The sequence below is a fragment of the Pseudoxanthomonas sp. 68-E7 genome (assembly GCF_057773145.1).
The window spans coordinates 121,416-138,272 of the sequence record NZ_JBYMTI010000006.1; the positions used below are offsets into that span (position 1 = coordinate 121,416).

A 16,857-nucleotide genomic window follows, 5' to 3' on the forward strand; every position below is an offset into this window, starting at 1 on the left:
GGGAAGCGACGCCGTCGGAAACGGCCGCGGCGTGCTTCGCAGCTGAACCGGTCGAGGCCGCATTCACCACCGATTCGGTCCCCGGCGGGCGCCGGGCCCTAGACTAGCGGTCCGTCTCCACGTTCCCGCGATTGCCCGTGCCCATGCGCCCCGTTTCCGTGCTGTCCTGGTGTGTCTTTGCTGGCGCCGTGCTCCTGGCCGGTTGCCGCGCCGCCCCCCCGGCGCCGCCGGCACCGGAAAAGCCCCGCACCGAGACCACCGCCAGCAGCGAGGACAACGGTGCGATCAGCGCCGGCCCGGTCAAGCCGGCGCCGCCCAAGATCGATCTGGCGCGGACCACCGACTGGCCCGAGGCGCCGCTCACCGCCGGCGTCACCTGGATCAGCTGCGAGCTCGACTACGCCGAACACGGCGACGGCACCGCTTTGGACAAGCTCGATTTCCAGACCCTGGTCGATGCGGTCAAGCCCTGCCAGGCGGCGGGCGTGATGCGGGTGCGCTACACCGGCAAGATCAATGCCGAGTTCACCGCGCTGATGGAGCGCATGTCCAACGTCGCCAACCGGCTGGCGATCGAGAAGCGGGTGCTGGACATCGATTCCAGCGGCGGCCGGGTCGAGGACGGCATCCGCGCCGGCGACATCATCGGCGCCTCGCACTGGACCCTGTGGGTGCGCGACGGCGCCATCTGCCACAGCTCCTGCCTGTTGATCCTCGCCGCCGGCGACAACCGGGTGATCGCCGGCAAGGTCGGCATCCACCGGATGATGCGGATCAACTCCGGCGCCAATTCGCGCGCCGAGCTGGCCGAGGAACTGCGCCAGGTCTATGGCCAGCTCAAGGATTACCTGGAGCGCAATGGCGCGGCGGTGACGGTGGCGGATCTGATGATGACCGTGCCCAACCGCAAGCTGCGCCTGCTGACCGCCACCGAACTGGAAGAGTACGGATTGCAGGGCACCAACGCGGCGCAGGACGATCTGGACCGCATCCAGTTGACCCGCAAGTGCGGCGAGGAATTCGTGCGCCGCAAGGACGACTTCATGCTGGCATTCGATCGCCAGTGCGGCCAGACCGAGACCGCGCTGGAGGACATCAACACCTGCGGGCTGGAACTGCGCAAGAGCTTCGGTTTCCCCGATGGCACCTGCCCGATGGAAAGCCCGATGGCCGAATTCGACCGCGACGCGTCCGGCGTGCTGTGAGCCGCGGCGCCCCGGACAGGGGAGCGGCATGAGGGAAGACCTGCGGCGGGAGATCATCGAGGCGTGCGGCAGGAAGATCGCGCGGAAGTGACCGGATGTGGGTCTGTCCTTCTACGCCTTCTTCACCAACCGCAACGATGATCCCGAACGGCTCATGGAAGCCGCGGAGTGGTGGATACGCACCCATCGGCTGGATCATTTCGAGAAGGCGGTGAAGATCCGGGCGATGGTCGTGGCGGTGGAGTAACCGGGCCTGGCCCGGGGTGCCAGGCCAATCCGGTCAAATCGCGCGGACGTGGATCTCGATGCCGTCCAGGGCCACGACCTGTCCCTCCCGGATCTTGCAGGTCTTGCGCAGTTCGACCACGCCATCGACCCGCACCGCGCCGGAGGCGACCAGGGCCTTGCCGGCGCCGCCGCTGTCGACCACGCCGATCAGCTTGAGCAACTGGTTGAGTTCGACGTGTTCGCGGTCGAGTTCGAAATCGAGGATCTGCATCGCGCCAGTCTAGTCGCAATCCCGGTCGCCGGCCCGCCTCACTCGCGCTCGAACCGGGACAACTCGTCCAGTACCCGCTGGCTGCGCTGGATGCTGCCGCCGCCCAGGGCGTCCTCGAAGCACGCGTCCGAACCGGCGCGCCGGCGGCGATACCGGTGGATCCAGGCGGAAGCGATCAGCCCGGGGATGCCGATGGCCAGGCACACCACCAGCATGCCGGGGGCCGCCGGGGTCAGGTTGCCGCCCACCACCGCGCCCAGCGCGATGACGAAGGGCAGCCACAACAGCCACCAGGAAAGCCCGGCGATCATCCCGTTGCAGATGTAGAAGCGCCGCAGGCGGGCCAGGTGGCGCTGGATGGTCAACACCGGCGCGGAGTAATCAATCAGGCCGATCAGGCCGAGCGTCAGCCCGGCCATCGCGGTGGTCGCCACCCCGTAGGCGTGCACGATGATGCCGGAGACCAGCAGGACCGGCAGGTCGCGGTGCGGGGTCCAGCAGGCCACGCCGAGCACGATCATCGCCACGCCGAACACGACCTGGATGAGCTGTCCCCAGAACAGCGGGCGTAGGCTGTGGCGCGCCTTCTCCAGGCGGCCTTCGCGGAACAGGTGCAGGCTGAGATGATCCTGCTGGGCCATGCGGCGCTCCAGCGCCTGCCAGGCGGCTTTCAGTTCGTCGGTGTCCATGAGAATGTCCATGTCGGGAATCAGAGTTCGTTGCGGATGCGTTGCTTGAGGCGGCTGATCTTGGTGGCGACGTTGGTCTCGCTGATGCCGAGGATCTCGCTCATCTCGCGGTAGCTCCGGTCTTCCAGGTACAGCAGCAGGAGCGCGCGATCGAGCGGCGCCTGCGCGTGGATGAAGCGGTGCAGGATGCGGACCTGCTGTTCGGCCTGTGGATCCGCGGCGTGCGGATCGGCGATGTCGTGCAGTTGATCGTCCAGCGGTATCGCGTGGCGGTGGCGCAGGCTGTTGTCGCGCACGAACGAAATGGCGATGTTCAACGCGATCCGGTACATCCAGGTCGAGAATGGACGCGCCGGATCGAAACGCGGGTAGGACTGCCACAACTGGCTGGCGATCTCCTGCGCCAGTTCGGCTCGATCGTCGGGATTGCGGCAATAGGTGCCGGCCACCTTGAGGACGATGCCCCGGTGGCGCTCCAGTTGCTCCGCGAACCCCTGCCGCGCGTGTTCCGCCATGTCTGCGACGCGTTCCATTTCCCGCCCGTGCCGATTGTGCGTGTCGGAGGGGTGATTCGCAGCGGCGGCGGAAAAATCACAGGCCAGGCCCCATGGACCTGGAAACGGCTGGAACCCCCGTCAAATCAAGGATTTGCCTGAACGGCGGGGAAGGGCAGCCGCGGCGGCGGCAGGACAGGAGGGGGGCGAAAAGCGCACAATAGGCTGCTTGCGTGCGCACTCCGCGACGCCCGGAGTCCTCCATGTCCCCCGAATCTTCCCCGTCTTCGCTCGTTTTCGCCGATCTCGGCCTGTCCGCGCCCGTCATGGCCGCGGTCACCGAAGTGGGCTACGAGTCCCCGTCCCCCATCCAGGCCGCCACCATTCCGGCGGTGCTGGCCGGCCGCGACGTGCTGGGCCAGGCCCAGACCGGTACCGGCAAGACCGCCGCCTTCGCGCTGCCGCTGCTGTCCTCCATCAACCTGGCGGCCGACAAGCCGCAGGCGCTGGTGCTGGCGCCGACCCGCGAGCTGGCGATCCAGGTCGCCGAGGCGTTCCAGCGCTACGCCGCGAAGATGCCCGGTTTCCACGTGCTGCCGATCTACGGCGGCCAGAGCTACTACCCGCAGCTGCAGGCGCTCAAACGCGGCGTGCACGTGGTGGTGGGCACGCCCGGTCGCGTCATCGATCACCTGGAACGCGGCTCGCTGGATCTGTCCGGCCTGACCACCCTGGTGCTGGACGAAGCCGACGAAATGCTGCGCATGGGCTTCATCGACGACGTCGAGACGGTACTGAAGAAGACCCCGGAATCGCGCCAGGTCGCGTTGTTCTCGGCGACCATGCCGCCGGCGATCCGGCGCATCGCCCAGACCTACCTGAAGGATCCGGTCGAGGTCACCATCGCCGCCAAGACCACCACGTCGGCCAACATCCGCCAGCGCTACTGGTTCGTCAGCGGCCTGCACAAGCTGGATGCGCTGACCCGGATTCTGGAAGCCGAACCGTTCGACGGGATGATCATCTTCGCCCGCACCAAGGCGGCGACCGAGGAACTGGCCGGCAAGCTGCAGGCGCGCGGCCTGGCCGCCGCCGCCATCAACGGCGACATGCAGCAGGCGCAGCGCGAGAAGACCATCCAGCAGTTGAAGGACGGCAAGCTGGACGTGCTGGTGGCCACCGACGTGGCCGCGCGCGGCCTGGACGTGGAGCGCATCAGCCACGTGCTGAACTACGACATCCCGTACGACACCGAAAGCTACGTGCACCGCATCGGCCGCACCGGCCGCGCGGGCCGCAGCGGCGATGCGATCCTGTTCGTCACCCCGCGCGAGAAGGGCATGCTGCGCGCCATCGAGCGCGCCACCCGCCAGCCGATCCAGGAAATGCAGCTGCCGAGCGTGGAGGCGGTCAATGATCGCCGCGTGCAGAAATTCCTGGGCCGGATCACCGATACCCTGGCCGCTGGCGACACCGGCGAGTTCCGCAGCCTCATCGAAGCCTACGAGCAGGAGCACAACGTGCCGGCGGTGGACATTGCCGCCGCGCTGGCGCGCCTGCTGCAGGGCGATACGCCGCTGCTGCTGCAGCCGGAGCAGCGCCGCGAGGCGCGTGCCCGTACCGAGCGCATGGAGCGCCCGGCGCGCGAGGAGCGTCCGGCCCGCGAACCTCGCGCCGAACGCGGCGAGCGTCCGTTCCAGCGCGAGCATGCGCCGCGCGAACATGCCGGCGAGCGCCGGCACGAGGACACCGCACCGCGCATCGAGCGCCCGCGCTTCGACAAGCCGCCGCGCGCCGAACCCGAAGTCGGCATGGAGACCTTCCGCATCGAGGTGGGTCACATGCACGGCGTGAAGCCGGCGAACATCGTCGGCGCGATCGCCAACGAGGCGGGCCTGGAAGCCCGCTACATCGGGCGCATCGACATCCATGACGACCACTCGGTGCTGGACCTGCCCGAAGGCATGCCGCCGGAGATCCTGTCGCACCTGAAGAAGGTGTGGGTTTCCGGCCAGCAGCTGCGCATCCAGCGGGTCGGTGCCGATGGCGGCCATGCGCCGCCGCGCCGCCAGCGTCCGGAAGGCAAGCCCGCCGGCAAGCTGGGCGGCGGTTTCGCGAAGAAGGCACGGAGCGAGCACGCGCCGAAGCCGCACCGCAAGGGAAAGCCGACGCCCCACCGCGACTGAGCGTCACGGCGTGGCGCCGGGATGAAGGCGCGCGGATGAATCAGGTATAGGGCTGGCGAAGCGGCGCTTGCGGTCGCGGTTCGGACGCGTGCGCCTGGCCGTCGTCCCCGAGCGGGGCGCCCATGCGCTGCCACACCTGCCGGAGCAGGTTTTCCATGTGATGCCAGTCGAGCCGGTTGAAATGGTCGAAGCGCTCCTCGTACCGGCGTTCCAGGGTATGCAGCAACCCGTCCAGCGGCACCTGGTGGTACTGCAGATAGCTGTCGTATGCGAACAACAGGCTGGGTTCGTAGCGGGTGAATGCCGTGCCCGGTTCATAGAATGCGTGCGCCGGGATGTCGGTGCGCCATTCGTCTAGCTCGGCCTTCACGTCCACCACCTCGCACTTGCCGGGAACGGCCTGCCGCGGGGGATACCGATGGATGCTGCCCATGCATGTCCTCCTTGTTTGACGAGCCCCCATCATCACGATCGGCGTCGTCACGAATGTAAACGCTGGATGGAGAAAACATTAAGTCGCGACGGAAGTCGCGGTTTTATGGGCCTCCCGGGCCAGCCTGCGTTCACCTGCCCATCATCCCGGTGGCACTAACAAGGACGGTATCGCCGCAAATCGCGAGGACGCGCCATGGCACGCCCCATCTGGACAGGCACGCTTTCCTTCGGCCTGTTGAACGTCCCGGTCTCGCTGATGTCCGGGGAACGCAAGGTCGATCTGCATTTCCGCATGCTGGATTCGCGCGACCGCAAGCCGATCCGCTTCGAACGGGTCAACGCCGAGACCGGCGAGGAAGTGCCGTGGAAGGACATCGTCAAGGCCTACGAGTACGACAAGGGCAACTACGTCGTGGTGGAGGAGGAAGACATCCGTGCCGCCGCGCCGGAGAGCCACGAGACGGTCGAGGTGGAGGCCTTCATCGAGCGCGAGGCGATTGACCCGCGCTACTTCGAGAAACCCTACGTGCTGGTGCCGGGCAAGAAGGCCGAGAAGGGCTACGTGCTGCTGCGCCGGACACTGGAATCCACCGACCGGATCGGGGTGGCGCGGGTGGTCATCCGCACCCGTGAATACCTGTCGGCGGTGATGCCGCTGGGCGATGCGCTGGTGCTGATCCTGCTGCGCTATCCGCAGGAACTGGTGGAACCGGACGAGTACAAGCTGCCGACGGGGAGCGCGGCGTCCTACCGCATTTCCGGCAAGGAGGAGGAGATGGCCGCGCAGTTGGTGGAATCGATGTCGGGTACCTGGTCGCCCGAAAACTACCACGACGAGTTTCGCGCACGCCTGCAGGCGATCATCCGCAAGCGCATCAAGTCCAAGGGCGCGACCGCGCGGGTCGAGGAACCGGGACGCGAGGAGGAGGAGGCGGCCACCAACGTGGTCGACTTCATGGCCCTGCTGCAGAAAAGCCTGGCGGACAAGAAACGCACGCCGGCGAAGAAATCGGCGGCGAAGAAAACCCGCAAGACCGCGCGCAAGGCCACCAAGGCCACCGGCAAGCGGACGACGAAAAAGACCGCCGCACGGAAACGTTGAGCGGCGCCACGGCAGGTTTCCCGCCTGCCGCGGACGCAGCTTGCTCAGCCGCGATCGCCCTCCACCGACGCCTGCAAGGCGGCGGCCAGGCCGGCGTCGCCGGACACCAGTTCGGTCCAGCGCAGTTCGACGCCGCGCCGGCGTCCCTTCTCGGTCAGCTTCAATCCGATCGGATCGATCACCAGGGTGTAGGTCACATCGTTGAGGATCAACTCGCGGCGCAGGGGCTTGTCCAGAGGAGTCATCTTCATACATCCCGTTGACGGAAACCCGACCATAGTGGACGCCGTGTGATGATCGGGTTCACCGATGAGTCTGGTGGAATACGAGCGCAAGCGGCATTTCGGACGGACCCGCGAGCCCGCGCCGGGCAAGAACGCGCGGGCCCGGGCGCGGCCGATCTTCGTGGTCCAGCTGCATCACGCCAGCCATCGCCATTACGATTTCCGCCTGCAGGTCGGCGATGCGCTCAAGAGCTGGGCGGTGCCGAAAGGGCCCAGCCTGGATCCGGGCGTCAAGCGGCTGGCGGCCGAAGTCGAGGATCACCCGATCGGCTACGCCGATTTCCAGGGCGAGATTCCGGAAGGCGAGTATGGCGCCGGCCATGTCGCGCTGTTCGATCGTGGCCTGTGGTCGACGCCGGAGGATCCGGAAGTCCAACTGGCGAAGGGACACCTGCGTTTCGAATTGTTCGGCGACAAGCTCAAGGGCGGCTGGCACCTGGTGCGCACCCGCCGTGTCTCGGGACGGACACAGTGGCTGTTGTTCAAGGAAGAGGATGCTTATGCCGCGCATCGCGAGGCCGACGACATGCTCGATGACCTGCCGGCGCCCACCGCCGGCACGAGTCGCCGCCGCGCGCCCGGTGCGCGCGCGGCGAAGGCGGGGAAGCGGGTGGCGAAGAAGACCATCACCAAATCGAGCGTACGGACGTCATCGCGTACCGCGGAACGCCAGCGCGAGACCTGGCAGGCGCGCGCGCTGGCGCTGTCCGGCGCGCGCCGCGCGCGCCTGGCCGATGCTCCGTTCAAGCCGCAGCTGGCCACGCTCGGAACCGTGCCGCCGCAGGGAGACGATTGGCTGCACGAGGCCAAGTGGGATGGCTATCGCCTGCTGACCGTCATCCATGCAGGCCAGGTGCGGATCTGGTCGCGCAATGCGCTGGAATGGACCGCCAAGGTACCGGAGATCGTGGATGCGCTGGCGCGACTGGGCCTGATGCAGGCGGCGCTCGACGGCGAGCTGATTGCCGGCGCCGGCACCCAGGCCGACTTCAGCGTCCTGCAGGCGACGCTGGCGGGTGAGAAGAACGCGCCGTTGTCGTACGTGCTGTTCGATCTGCTGCACCTGGAAGGCGTGGACATCCGCCACGCATCCCAAATCGAGCGCAAGCAATTGCTGGCGGCCGTGCTCAAACGCGCGCGTTCGCCGCTGGCCTACAGTTCGCACGTGCTGGGACACGGTGATCGCGCGTTCGCGGCGGCGGGCGAGCGGCATCTGGAAGGCATCATCTCCAAGCGCGCCAGCGCGCCGCACCGCCCGGGCAGGGGCGATGACTGGCGCAAGACCAAGCGACAGGAAAGCGATGAGTTCGCGGTGGTGGGAATGACGACACCCCGCGGCAGCCGCACCGGCTTCGGATCGCTGCTGCTGGCACGGCCGGACGCGGGGGGCGGCTGGACCTTCGCGGGTCGGGTGGGCACCGGCTTCAACCAGGCGATGCTGGCCGAACTGGGCGAAACGCTGGGCCGGCGCGTGCGCACGACCCCCACCGTGGACATTCCGGAGGGACTGGACACCGATCTGCGCGGCGCGCGCTGGTTTCCGCCGAGGGCGGTGGTGGAAGTGTTCTATCGTGGCCTCGGCAACCAGGGACTGTTGCGGCAGCCGTCGCTGAAAGGACTGCGGCCGGACAAGCGCGCGGAGGATCTGCGCGCTTCGGACCGGGGCGCGGTGGAACCGAACGTACCGGAACGGAGCAGGCGCATGGCCAAGTCCAAAACCAGCGGCGCGGGCCGGCGCGGCACGGCGGCCGCCAGTGCCACGACGGACGGGATCGAACTGACCCATCCCGAACGGGTGGTTTTTCCCGACAGCGGCGCGACCAAGCAGGACGTGGCCGACTACTACGACACGGTGATGGAGTGGCTGTTGCCGGAGATCAGTGGACGGCCACTGTCGATCATCCGTTGCCCGCAGGGCTCGACCCGGCCCTGTTTTTTCCAGAAACACCTGGCACCGGGCATGCAGTACGTGGACAGCGTGCCGCTGAAGGAAGAAAGCGGGCAGACCGAGGACTACCTGGTGGTGCGCGATGCGCGCGCGGTGCGTGAACTGGTCCAGTTCAACGCGCTGGAGTTCCATCCCTGGGGCGCGCACGCGGATGATCCGGACGTGGCCGATCGGGTGGTGTTCGATCTGGATCCGGGGGCGGATGTACCCTGGACGGAAACCGTGGCGGCCGCGCGGCAGATGCGCGGCTTGCTGGAAGACGCGGGCCTGCAGTCGTTCGTGCGCACCTCCGGTGGCAAGGGCCTGCATGTGGTGCTGCCGTTGAATCCCGGCTGCGACTGGGATCTGGTGAAACCCTTCGCGCACGCCTTCGCCGAATCGATGGCGCAGATGGACCCGCTGAAGTTCGTCGCCACGTCCAGCAAGCGCCTGCGCAAGGGCCGCATCTTCATCGACTATCTGCGCAACGGGCGTGGCGCGACCAGCGTGGCGTCGTTTTCGCTGCGCGCGCGTCCCGGCGCGCCGGTGGCGATGCCGCTGCGCTGGGAGGAACTGGGACGGGTGAAATCCGGCAACGCGTTCGACATCGCTTCGACTCCCGCGCGATTGCGCCGGCTCAAGCAGCATCCCTGGGCCGGCATCGAACGGATCCGGCAGAACCTGGCGCGGCTGGCGCCTGGCGAAGACTGACGATCACCGGTCGTACCGCTGTTTCCGCCTCATTCGCGCGGAGAGGAGGGACGCAGCGCGGCGAGCCGGGACTTGTCCAGCATCGCCGCGACCCCGGCGTTGCGCCCGGCCAGGGTGATGATGCGGTACTCGACCGCCGCGCCCAGCAGTTGGCTGGCCTGGGACAGGTCGAGCCGGTAGTCCTGCCGCAGCCACTGGACAAGGCCTTGGGTGGCGGCACGCACGGCCTCGTCCAGCGAACCGGCCTGGCCAATCGCCATCAGCCGATCGGCCGACTCCACCCGTGGCGTCGCCAGTGCGCGCGCCTTGATCAGCGCCACGCTGAATTCCACGTCCATCGAGGTTTCCAGCGCGTACTGCGAGGTCTCGCCGTCACCCTGCGCGGCGTGCGCGTCGCCGAGGTAGAGCAGCGCGCCGGGTTGCAGCACCGGCAGGTACACGGTCGTGCCTTCGACGATCTGGTTGAAGTCCATGTTGCCGCCGAAGCGGCCGCTGTCGCCGGTCGACATCGGCGGCGAACCGAAGCCGGGCGCCACCGCGATGCCGCCGAGCATCGGACGCAGCGGAATCGCCAGCCCCTCCAGGCCGCTGTCCGCCGGTGGCAGGGCGACGCCGCGCTCGCGGTCCAGGCGCCAGCGCACCGGTTTGCCCAATGCGCCGGCCTGCGCCGCCAGCGCGGCGCCGTGCGCGCGTCCGACCAGCGCATCGAGGCTGTCGGCATGATCGCGGTTGGGGTGCAGGCGATGCAGGGTGATGGCGAGGATGTCGCCGGGCTCGGCGGTCGCCACGTCGAACGGTCCGACCTGGGGATTGCCGAACAGGGCGCGGGTGACGCCGTGTTCGTCCACGCCACCGGAATCGAGGGTGCGAGTGCGCACGATGTCGCCGGGCCAGATCGTGAGGACCGGCGCGCGGTCGGCGCTGAACACGTTGGCGTAGTCGCGTGGCACGAAATCAATGACGCGCGGAGGGCCCGCGGGGCGCGACGGCAGGCGGCTCGCGGTGAAGGCGTGTTCGGCGCGGCGAGCGGGCTGGTTCGGATCCGGAAAGTCGGCGGTACCGGTCATCGTGTCCCGCACCACCGCGCCGCGCAGGTGGTACTGCCGGTCGCCGGCGATGGCGGTCAGCCGCAGCCGATGATCCTGGATGCTGCCGGTCAGGGGATCGCCATCCAGCGTGCCTACCAGCCGGGTCCCATCGCGGGTCAATTCCAGCGTCTGGTAGACCGGATTGCCCCACAGATCGATCACCACTCGCCAGCGTTCGGGCTCGGCGGCGCCGGCGCGAAGGGACCACAGGCAACAGCAAAACAGGACAAGGCGGGCGAACATGCGCGATCTCCACGGGAATCCTGTGGAGGAGATGCGGCGAATGGGTGTGATCGTCGCGGGTTCTGTCGAGGTCCGGCCGGAGGAGGACTGCCACGCGTGGCGCCAAGCGCAAATCCCCCTCAATCCCCCTTTTCCAAAGGGGGAGGCAAAAGGCAAGGCATGGGGGATTGGCTGCTGGCGTGGAGCACAAGCACGCCTCGACCACCGCATGCCCACGCATCCTCAAGCTCCCTTTTTGTGAAGGATGGGAAAGAAAAGCCCGCCCACGCTTCACCCGCGTCCGGATGCCGAAAGGCGGCTGCGACTCAATGCGAGGGCACCCGCCGGTAATAGGTCCGTGCATCGCCCAGCGACAGCGTCATTGCGCGGACCTGGCCTTCCGCATCGCGGTGGAAGGTGTAGCCTGTCGAAAACACCGTGGGGGCGATGAAGTGGTGGGGCGCCAGCGCGCGCAGCTTGCCGGTTTCGTCCGGCAGGGCCACCGACAGGTCCTGGCCGTCGAAGCGGATATCCAGTTCGGCGGCCCCGTCATCGAACGCGTCCGCCAGCGCGCCGCGCAGGTCCTCCGGCAATGAGGTGTCGCGGACGTAGTGGCCGGCGTAGTCCGCGAACCGCGCGCTGGCCGCGTCCAGCGCGACCGTGCGCAGCAGTGGATTGACGCCGTGGCCGATGGCATCGGACAGCGCATTGCGGATTTCGCCACGCAGCGCCCAGCCGTTTTCCCCGTTGGTGAGGATGACGAAGCCGTCGCCGGTTTCCAGATAGCCCTCGATCCAGGCGTGGTAGCTGTCGTTGGAACCGCCGTGATGGAACACCCGCTGCTCGCCGTCGCCTTCCAGGCGCGGGCCGAGGCCGAAATTGCCCGGCGCCACCTCGGTCATCATCCGGATCGCCAGCGTGCGCGGCAGATAGTCCTCGCGGCCGTGGTAGCTGCGGATCAACGCGCCGACGAATGCGCCCAGATCGTTCGCGCTGGTCCACAGGCCTGCCGGAGCCTGCTGCGGAAAGTGCTGCCAACCCCGCGGCAACGCGGCCGGCTTTCCATCCGCGCCGTGCGCGAAGGCGACGTTGGTGCGTCCGGCGTCCCCCGGATCCCGGAAGGTGCTGCGCGCCATTCCGAGCGGCGCGAACACTTCCGCGCGTGCGGCCTCCTCCAGCGGCTTGCCGGTCACGTCCTCGATCATCAGTTGCTCGATCACGGTACCGCCACCGGAGTAGTCGACCATCGCCCCGGGGCGGTGCCGCAGGCGGATGGCGGGCGTGCGCGCGGGCGCCTGGCCCTCGAGCGTCTGCAGCAGGGTGGGCGTCGGCTCGCCCGGCAGGTAGTCGGGGAAACCGTGCACGTTGAGGCCGGCGGTGTGGGACATCAGCATGCGCAGGTTCACCGTCTCCGGCGCTCCGTCGGTTGATGGATTCTCCTGCCGCGCCGGCAGCTGCCAGGAGCGCAGCATCTGGTTCACGTCGCGATCCAGATCCAGGCGGCCCTGGGCCACCAGGCGCAGCGATGCCGATGCGGTCACGACCTTGCTGATCGAGCCGACGTTGAACAGCGTATCGGCATCCACCGCGCCGTCGCGATCGGCGCGCAGGCGGCCATAGCCTGCGGCGGCCACCACGCGGCCCCCGCGGATGATGGCCACGGCCACGCCGGGCACCCGGTGATGGGCCATGCGCGCGGACAGCGACCAGTGGGGAAGCGGTTCGCCACTGGCCAGCAGATTGGGGCGCAGGCCATCGGCCAGTGCGGCGAGCGGATCGCCGGACATGCGTGACCCGGCATCCGGTTCCTCCGCCCGGACGGACAGTGCCAGCAACAGGAGCGCCGCCAGCGGCAACACGGCGCCGATGGCGCGGCGATGGGCGCGTCGGCAGGGATGCGCGGGAGGGAGCGAGGATGGACGCATGCGGTCGGTTCCAGGGGGCGGACATCCGACTGTAGGCGGGAGCGTGCGGATGCGGTGCATCGCTGCGCCGGGCCGTGCGCTGGCCGCGCCGCGCCGTGCGTAATGGCGTCAGCCCCGTGGCTGGAGTTGCGCGAGCAGCGCGTCGATGTAGGTGCGGCTGGCGCGCAGCGGGGTGCCGTCGCGCAGGCGCAGGAGGGCGTCGCGGTTGGGCAGCGATTGCAGTTCGGCGACGCAGTCGATGCGCACGATCGCCGAGCGGTGCACGCGCAGGAAGCGGGCCGGATCCAATCGTCCGGCCAGGCGCTGCAGCGACTCGCGCAACAGGTGGCCCTGTCCGCGCACATGCAGCACCGCGTAGTCGCCGTCGGCCTGGATCCATTCGACCTCGTCGGCGTCGATGAAGGCGAGGCGGCGGCCAATCCGCACCGAGAATCGTCGCACCGGTCCGGTCGCGTCGTCGCCGCCGGCAATCGCGCCGCCGTCCGCTTCCGTCGGCGCGCCCGACTGGCGCCACTGGTGGAACTGGCGCGCGCGGGTGAGCGCATCGATGAAGCGCTCGTCGTCGATGGGCTTGAGCAGGTAGTCGATCGCCTTGAGCTCGAAGGCGCGCAGGGCGAAGCGATCATGCGCGGTCAACAGGATGTTCAGCGGCCTGCATTCCACCGGCAGCGCCGCCAGCATCGACAGCCCGTCGAGGCTGGGCATCTGCACATCGACGAAAGCCAGATCCACCGGCGTGGCGCGCAGGCCTTCCAGCGCCGCCTGGCCGTCGGCGTATTCGCCGGCCAGCACCAGATCCGGGTACGCGGACAGGCGGGCGATCACGCCACGCCGCGCGAGTGGTTCATCGTCGACCACCGCAACGCGCATCAGGCGGCTTCCCGCGACGCGTCGCGCGCGGCGGCCGTGGCCCGGAAGGGCAGATCAAGGTTCACCCGGTAACCGCCGCCGTCCGCGCGCGGACCCGCCTGGAAGCGATGATCATCCGGATACAACCGCGCCAGCCGCTCGGCGACGTTGCGCTGGCCGACCGCGGCATCGCGCGCGGGCGCCTCGGCCAGCGGCGTGGCGATGTCGTTGTCCAGTTGCAGGAGCAGGCGATCGCCGTGGCGGGACAAATGGATTTCGAGTTTCCCGGCGCTCGCGCGCGGGGCGATGCCGTGCCGGATCGCGTTTTCCACCAGCGGCTGCAGCAGCAGATAGGGCATGGCCGCGTGCAGCAGTTCGGCGTCGATGCGCCAGATGATCTGCAGGCGCTCGCCCAGGCGCGCCTTCTCGATTTCCAGATAGGCATCGGTCAAGGCGATTTCCTCGGCCACGCTGACCTCGTGCCGGCCGTCGCCGGCCAGCGTCGCGCGCAGGAATTCGGCCAGTTGGCTGATCATGCGTCGCGCGTCGCGCCCGCGCTCCTCGGCCACCAGGGTCGAGATGGCGTTGAGGGTGTTGAACAGGAAGTGCGGATGCAACTGGTAGCGCAGGGCGCGCAGTTCCGCATCGCGGGCGAGCAGGTGCGCCTGTTCGCGCTGCTGCTTTTCCTGCTTGAGCTCCACGTAGTAGGCGATGACCGCGTGCATCGCGCAGAACGCGATCAGGGCGAGCCAGCAGCTTTCCAGCCCGTTGAACAAGCCGGCGAAGCGGAAATCGTCCGGGCGCGACCAGCCGGCGAACTGCGCCATCAGATCGCCGAGCAGGTTGTTGAACACCGACATCGCATAGGTGGCGACCAGCAGCACACCACCGATCAGCGGCATCGGCAGGCGCCGCCGCCACAGTCGGCGCTGCAGCGCCGCCAATGGCGGTAGCCAGGCCAGGAACGCCAGCAGGTAGAGCACCCGGTAGGCGGTGGCGTGGCCGTGGCCCAGCGCGGGCAGCGCCATCACCACCAGGCACAGGCCGATGGGCAGGCCGGCCAGCAACGGCAGCCAGAACGGCGGTTCGGCGGGAGCGGGGCGGGACAGGGCGGCGGGCATGCGCGAAGGGACCGGGAAGCGGGCGGCGCCATCATGCCACCGCCGTGCCCCGGGCTGGCGTCAGCCCGCGGCGTCCGGCTTCGGCGGCAGGTTCATCGACCAGATCACCGACACGATCCGCCAGCCCTGCTCGGTGCGCACCAGGTGCCAGGCTTCCACGCCGTTGTTGGTTTCGCGATTGCCGGCGTGGAAGGAGTAGTCGAACACGACCGAGGCGACATCGCTGTCGCCGTCGATGCGCAGGTTGCGGAATTTCTCTTCGCTTGATTCGGGATCGGCGACGATGCTGTCGATGAAGGACACCGGATTGTGTTGCGGGTCCGGCTTGACCTTCTGCGTCTGCGGTCGTTTCTCGCGCAGGCGGCGCAGGCTCTCGTCGCCGATGGCGCTTTCCCAGGCCACGGTCCCCGGCAGGAACAGGGCCAGGAAGCCCGCCTTGTCCCGGGCCATCAGGGTGGTGCGGAAGCGTTCCACCAACTCGCGGATGGCGGCTTCGTCGGCCGGCGACATCCGCGCCTGGGCGGCCAGGGTCGAGGGCACGGCGGTGGCCTGGGCCGAGGCGGACTCCGGTGTGACGGCGAACAGCAGCGGCAGCAGGCAGGCCAGCGGGAAGCGAAGCGGGGTCATCGGCGGGTTCCGGTGGACGGGGAGCGGGCATTACACGCGCGCCGGCCACCCCGCGGGAGGGGATTGGCCCCGGATTGCGCCCGACCGGTAGCGGCCTGCGGCGAACCGGGACGGGACGCGCGATTCCGGCACGGGGAGCGATTCCGCGGCGGGGATTGCTGGGCACCCGCGCGGCGACCGGCTACGCTCCCTGCATCGTCGACGGCACCCCGCGGACCATCCCGGCACGCACCACGACGAAGCGGTTGGCGGGTATCCGGACCGCTGCAAGGAAGAGGGCGCGGATGGATTTCCTCAAACTGCTCAAGTCTCTGGAAGAGTTCCTCTACGAGGTGATCACCTGGCTGGTGTTCTTCCCGCTCACGCTGTGGCGGGTGGCACGCCATCCGCAGCGGATGGCGCGCTACGCGGAGACCGAGCTGAAGGACAAGTTGGAGAAGCAGTTCGACGACGCGCTGAGCCCGCCTTTATTCCTGATGCTGGCCATCCTGGCCGCGCACGTGCTCGAACTCATCCTGCACCAGCAGGTACAGGCCACCAGCGATCTTTCCCGCCAGGTGATGGGCAACGAACAGGGCCTGCTGCTGTACCGCACCCTGACCTTCGCCCTGTGGCCGCTGCTGATGGCCATCCACTGCCAGCGGCGACGCGGCGTCCGGCTGGATCGCGAAAGCCTGCGGCGTCCGTTCTATGCGCAGTGCTACCTCGCGGCGCCGTTCGCGATCACCCTGTCGATGGCCCTGCAGCTGGTGATCAAGCCCGGAGTGACGTCCACCCGGATCGGCTGGGCGATCGCCGCCATCGCCGCGGTGTGGTACCTGTGCGTGCAGGCGCGCTGGTTGCGCGACACGCTGCAGGTGAACGGGTGGAGCAGCGGGCTGTCGGCGCTCGGGGTGCTGGTGCTGGGCGGTGTCATCAACCTGGCCATCGGTGCCGTGCTGGTCCTGAACTGAGTCCTTCACCCCGCGTAGACGCGCGCGCCTTACGCTGCGTGTCGGGCGGATTCCAGGGAGGTTCCATGCGCACGGGATTCCGTTTCCTGCTGTCCGCGGTCGCCGCCGCGCCGCTGCTCTTGGCCTGTGGTCCGGAATCGCCTCCCGCGCGGTCCAACGCACCCGCCATGGCGCCGACCACTCCGCGCGCCGACCTGCCCGCCCCTCCCGCGGCGGCGCCGCAGATACCCGGGCAGGCCAGCGAGGCGACCACCACCTATCTTTACCAGTGCGGGGACCGGGAGGTCACCGCCAGCTTCCATGGCGCGGGCGACGCCGATATCAGCTTCGATGGCCGGGTGCTGGAACTGCCGCGGCAGGACGCGGGCACGGGGACGCGCTACGCCGATGCCGCCGGCAACCTGTTCTGGATCGTCAGCGAGGGCGAGGCCCTGCTGAGCCTGCAGGGCCAGGCCGACCGCCGTTGCATCCGGCCACCCCCGGCGTTCCGGTGAGTGGCGCCCGTGTCCGCCCGGCGGTCGGCGGGAGGGGGGCCGGGAA

General features: G+C 68.7%; 17 protein-coding genes. 7 read left to right on the forward strand and 10 right to left on the reverse strand.

Going from position 1 to position 16,857, the window contains the following annotated elements; all coding sequences use genetic code 11:
• Positions 1–143 precede the first annotated feature (143 nt).
• A complete protein-coding gene (locus AC3DE2_RS15415) occupies positions 144–1,205 on the forward strand; it encodes a COG3904 family protein (protein WP_295376644.1) in 1,062 nt (353 codons plus the stop codon).
• Positions 1,206–1,302: 97 nt separating this feature from the next.
• On the forward strand, positions 1,303–1,452 hold the full coding sequence (locus AC3DE2_RS15420; RefSeq protein ID WP_488426930.1) for a DUF6500 family protein: 150 nt from the start codon (positions 1,303–1,305) through the stop codon (positions 1,450–1,452).
• A 33-nt stretch (positions 1,453–1,485) separates the two neighbouring features.
• Here the strand turns inward: AC3DE2_RS15420 and AC3DE2_RS15425 are convergent, their stop codons facing one another.
• From AC3DE2_RS15425 to AC3DE2_RS15435, 3 genes are read right to left on the reverse strand one after another with little or no spacing between them, the layout of a single operon-like run.
• Positions 1,486–1,704, reverse strand: coding sequence for an RNA-binding S4 domain-containing protein (locus AC3DE2_RS15425; protein WP_488426931.1), 219 nt, complete (start codon positions 1,702–1,704; stop codon positions 1,486–1,488).
• A gap of 38 nt (positions 1,705–1,742) precedes the next feature.
• Positions 1,743–2,405, reverse strand: a complete 663-nt coding sequence (locus AC3DE2_RS15430; RefSeq protein WP_488426932.1) for a serine/threonine protein kinase — start codon at positions 2,403–2,405, stop codon at positions 1,743–1,745.
• Positions 2,406–2,413: 8 nt separating this feature from the next.
• Positions 2,414–2,908, reverse strand: a complete 495-nt coding sequence (locus tag AC3DE2_RS15435) for an RNA polymerase sigma factor (protein ID WP_488427093.1) — start codon at positions 2,906–2,908, stop codon at positions 2,414–2,416.
• Between the two features lie 242 nt (positions 2,909–3,150).
• On the opposite strand from AC3DE2_RS15435, the gene AC3DE2_RS15440 reads away from it, so the two are divergent.
• Entirely contained in the window at positions 3,151–5,073 is a 1,923-nt protein-coding gene (locus AC3DE2_RS15440) for a DEAD/DEAH box helicase (RefSeq protein ID WP_488426933.1), read from the forward strand.
• Between the two features lie 40 nt (positions 5,074–5,113).
• On the opposite strand, the gene AC3DE2_RS15445 is transcribed toward AC3DE2_RS15440, so the two are convergent.
• Positions 5,114–5,506, reverse strand: coding sequence for a hypothetical protein (locus tag AC3DE2_RS15445; protein ID WP_295376658.1), 393 nt, complete (start codon positions 5,504–5,506; stop codon positions 5,114–5,116).
• A gap of 195 nt (positions 5,507–5,701) precedes the next feature.
• On the opposite strand from AC3DE2_RS15445, the gene ku reads away from it, so the two are divergent.
• The gene (gene ku / locus AC3DE2_RS15450; protein WP_488426934.1) at positions 5,702–6,610 is read left to right on the forward strand and encodes a non-homologous end joining protein Ku; all 909 of its coding nucleotides are present in this window, start codon (positions 5,702–5,704) and stop codon (positions 6,608–6,610) included.
• Positions 6,611–6,654: 44 nt separating this feature from the next.
• On the opposite strand, the gene AC3DE2_RS15455 is transcribed toward ku, so the two are convergent.
• A complete protein-coding gene (locus tag AC3DE2_RS15455; protein WP_295376666.1) occupies positions 6,655–6,855 on the reverse strand; it encodes a hypothetical protein in 201 nt (66 codons plus the stop codon).
• A gap of 64 nt (positions 6,856–6,919) precedes the next feature.
• Between AC3DE2_RS15455 and ligD the strand changes: the two genes are divergently transcribed.
• Entirely contained in the window at positions 6,920–9,532 is a 2,613-nt protein-coding gene (ligD, locus tag AC3DE2_RS15460) for a DNA ligase D (protein ID WP_488426935.1), read from the forward strand.
• 29 nt (positions 9,533–9,561) lie between these two features.
• On the opposite strand, the gene AC3DE2_RS15465 is transcribed toward ligD, so the two are convergent.
• The 5 genes from AC3DE2_RS15465 to AC3DE2_RS15485 form a co-directional block, all read right to left on the reverse strand.
• The gene (locus AC3DE2_RS15465) at positions 9,562–10,863 is read right to left on the reverse strand and encodes an acetamidase/formamidase family protein (protein WP_488426936.1); all 1,302 of its coding nucleotides are present in this window, start codon (positions 10,861–10,863) and stop codon (positions 9,562–9,564) included.
• A 305-nt stretch (positions 10,864–11,168) separates the two neighbouring features.
• The gene (locus AC3DE2_RS15470; RefSeq protein WP_488426937.1) at positions 11,169–12,767 is read right to left on the reverse strand and encodes a serine hydrolase domain-containing protein; all 1,599 of its coding nucleotides are present in this window, start codon (positions 12,765–12,767) and stop codon (positions 11,169–11,171) included.
• Between the two features lie 108 nt (positions 12,768–12,875).
• Positions 12,876–13,637 (reverse strand): LytR/AlgR family response regulator transcription factor, encoded by a 762-nt coding sequence (locus tag AC3DE2_RS15475; RefSeq protein WP_295375412.1) that lies wholly within the window; start codon positions 13,635–13,637, stop codon positions 12,876–12,878.
• Positions 13,637–14,737, reverse strand: a complete 1,101-nt coding sequence (locus tag AC3DE2_RS15480; protein WP_488426938.1) for a sensor histidine kinase — start codon at positions 14,735–14,737, stop codon at positions 13,637–13,639. The genes AC3DE2_RS15475 and AC3DE2_RS15480 overlap by 1 nt, the downstream gene beginning before the upstream one ends.
• 60 nt (positions 14,738–14,797) lie before the next feature.
• On the reverse strand, positions 14,798–15,364 hold the full coding sequence (locus AC3DE2_RS15485) for a Cif family virulence factor (protein WP_488426939.1): 567 nt from the start codon (positions 15,362–15,364) through the stop codon (positions 14,798–14,800).
• 284 nt (positions 15,365–15,648) lie between these two features.
• Between AC3DE2_RS15485 and AC3DE2_RS15490 the strand changes: the two genes are divergently transcribed.
• Both AC3DE2_RS15490 and AC3DE2_RS15495 read left to right on the forward strand, forming a co-directional pair.
• On the forward strand, positions 15,649–16,317 hold the full coding sequence (locus AC3DE2_RS15490; RefSeq protein WP_488426940.1) for a hypothetical protein: 669 nt from the start codon (positions 15,649–15,651) through the stop codon (positions 16,315–16,317).
• A gap of 65 nt (positions 16,318–16,382) precedes the next feature.
• The gene (locus AC3DE2_RS15495; protein ID WP_488426941.1) at positions 16,383–16,811 is read left to right on the forward strand and encodes an MliC family protein; all 429 of its coding nucleotides are present in this window, start codon (positions 16,383–16,385) and stop codon (positions 16,809–16,811) included.
• Positions 16,812–16,857 lie beyond the last annotated feature (46 nt).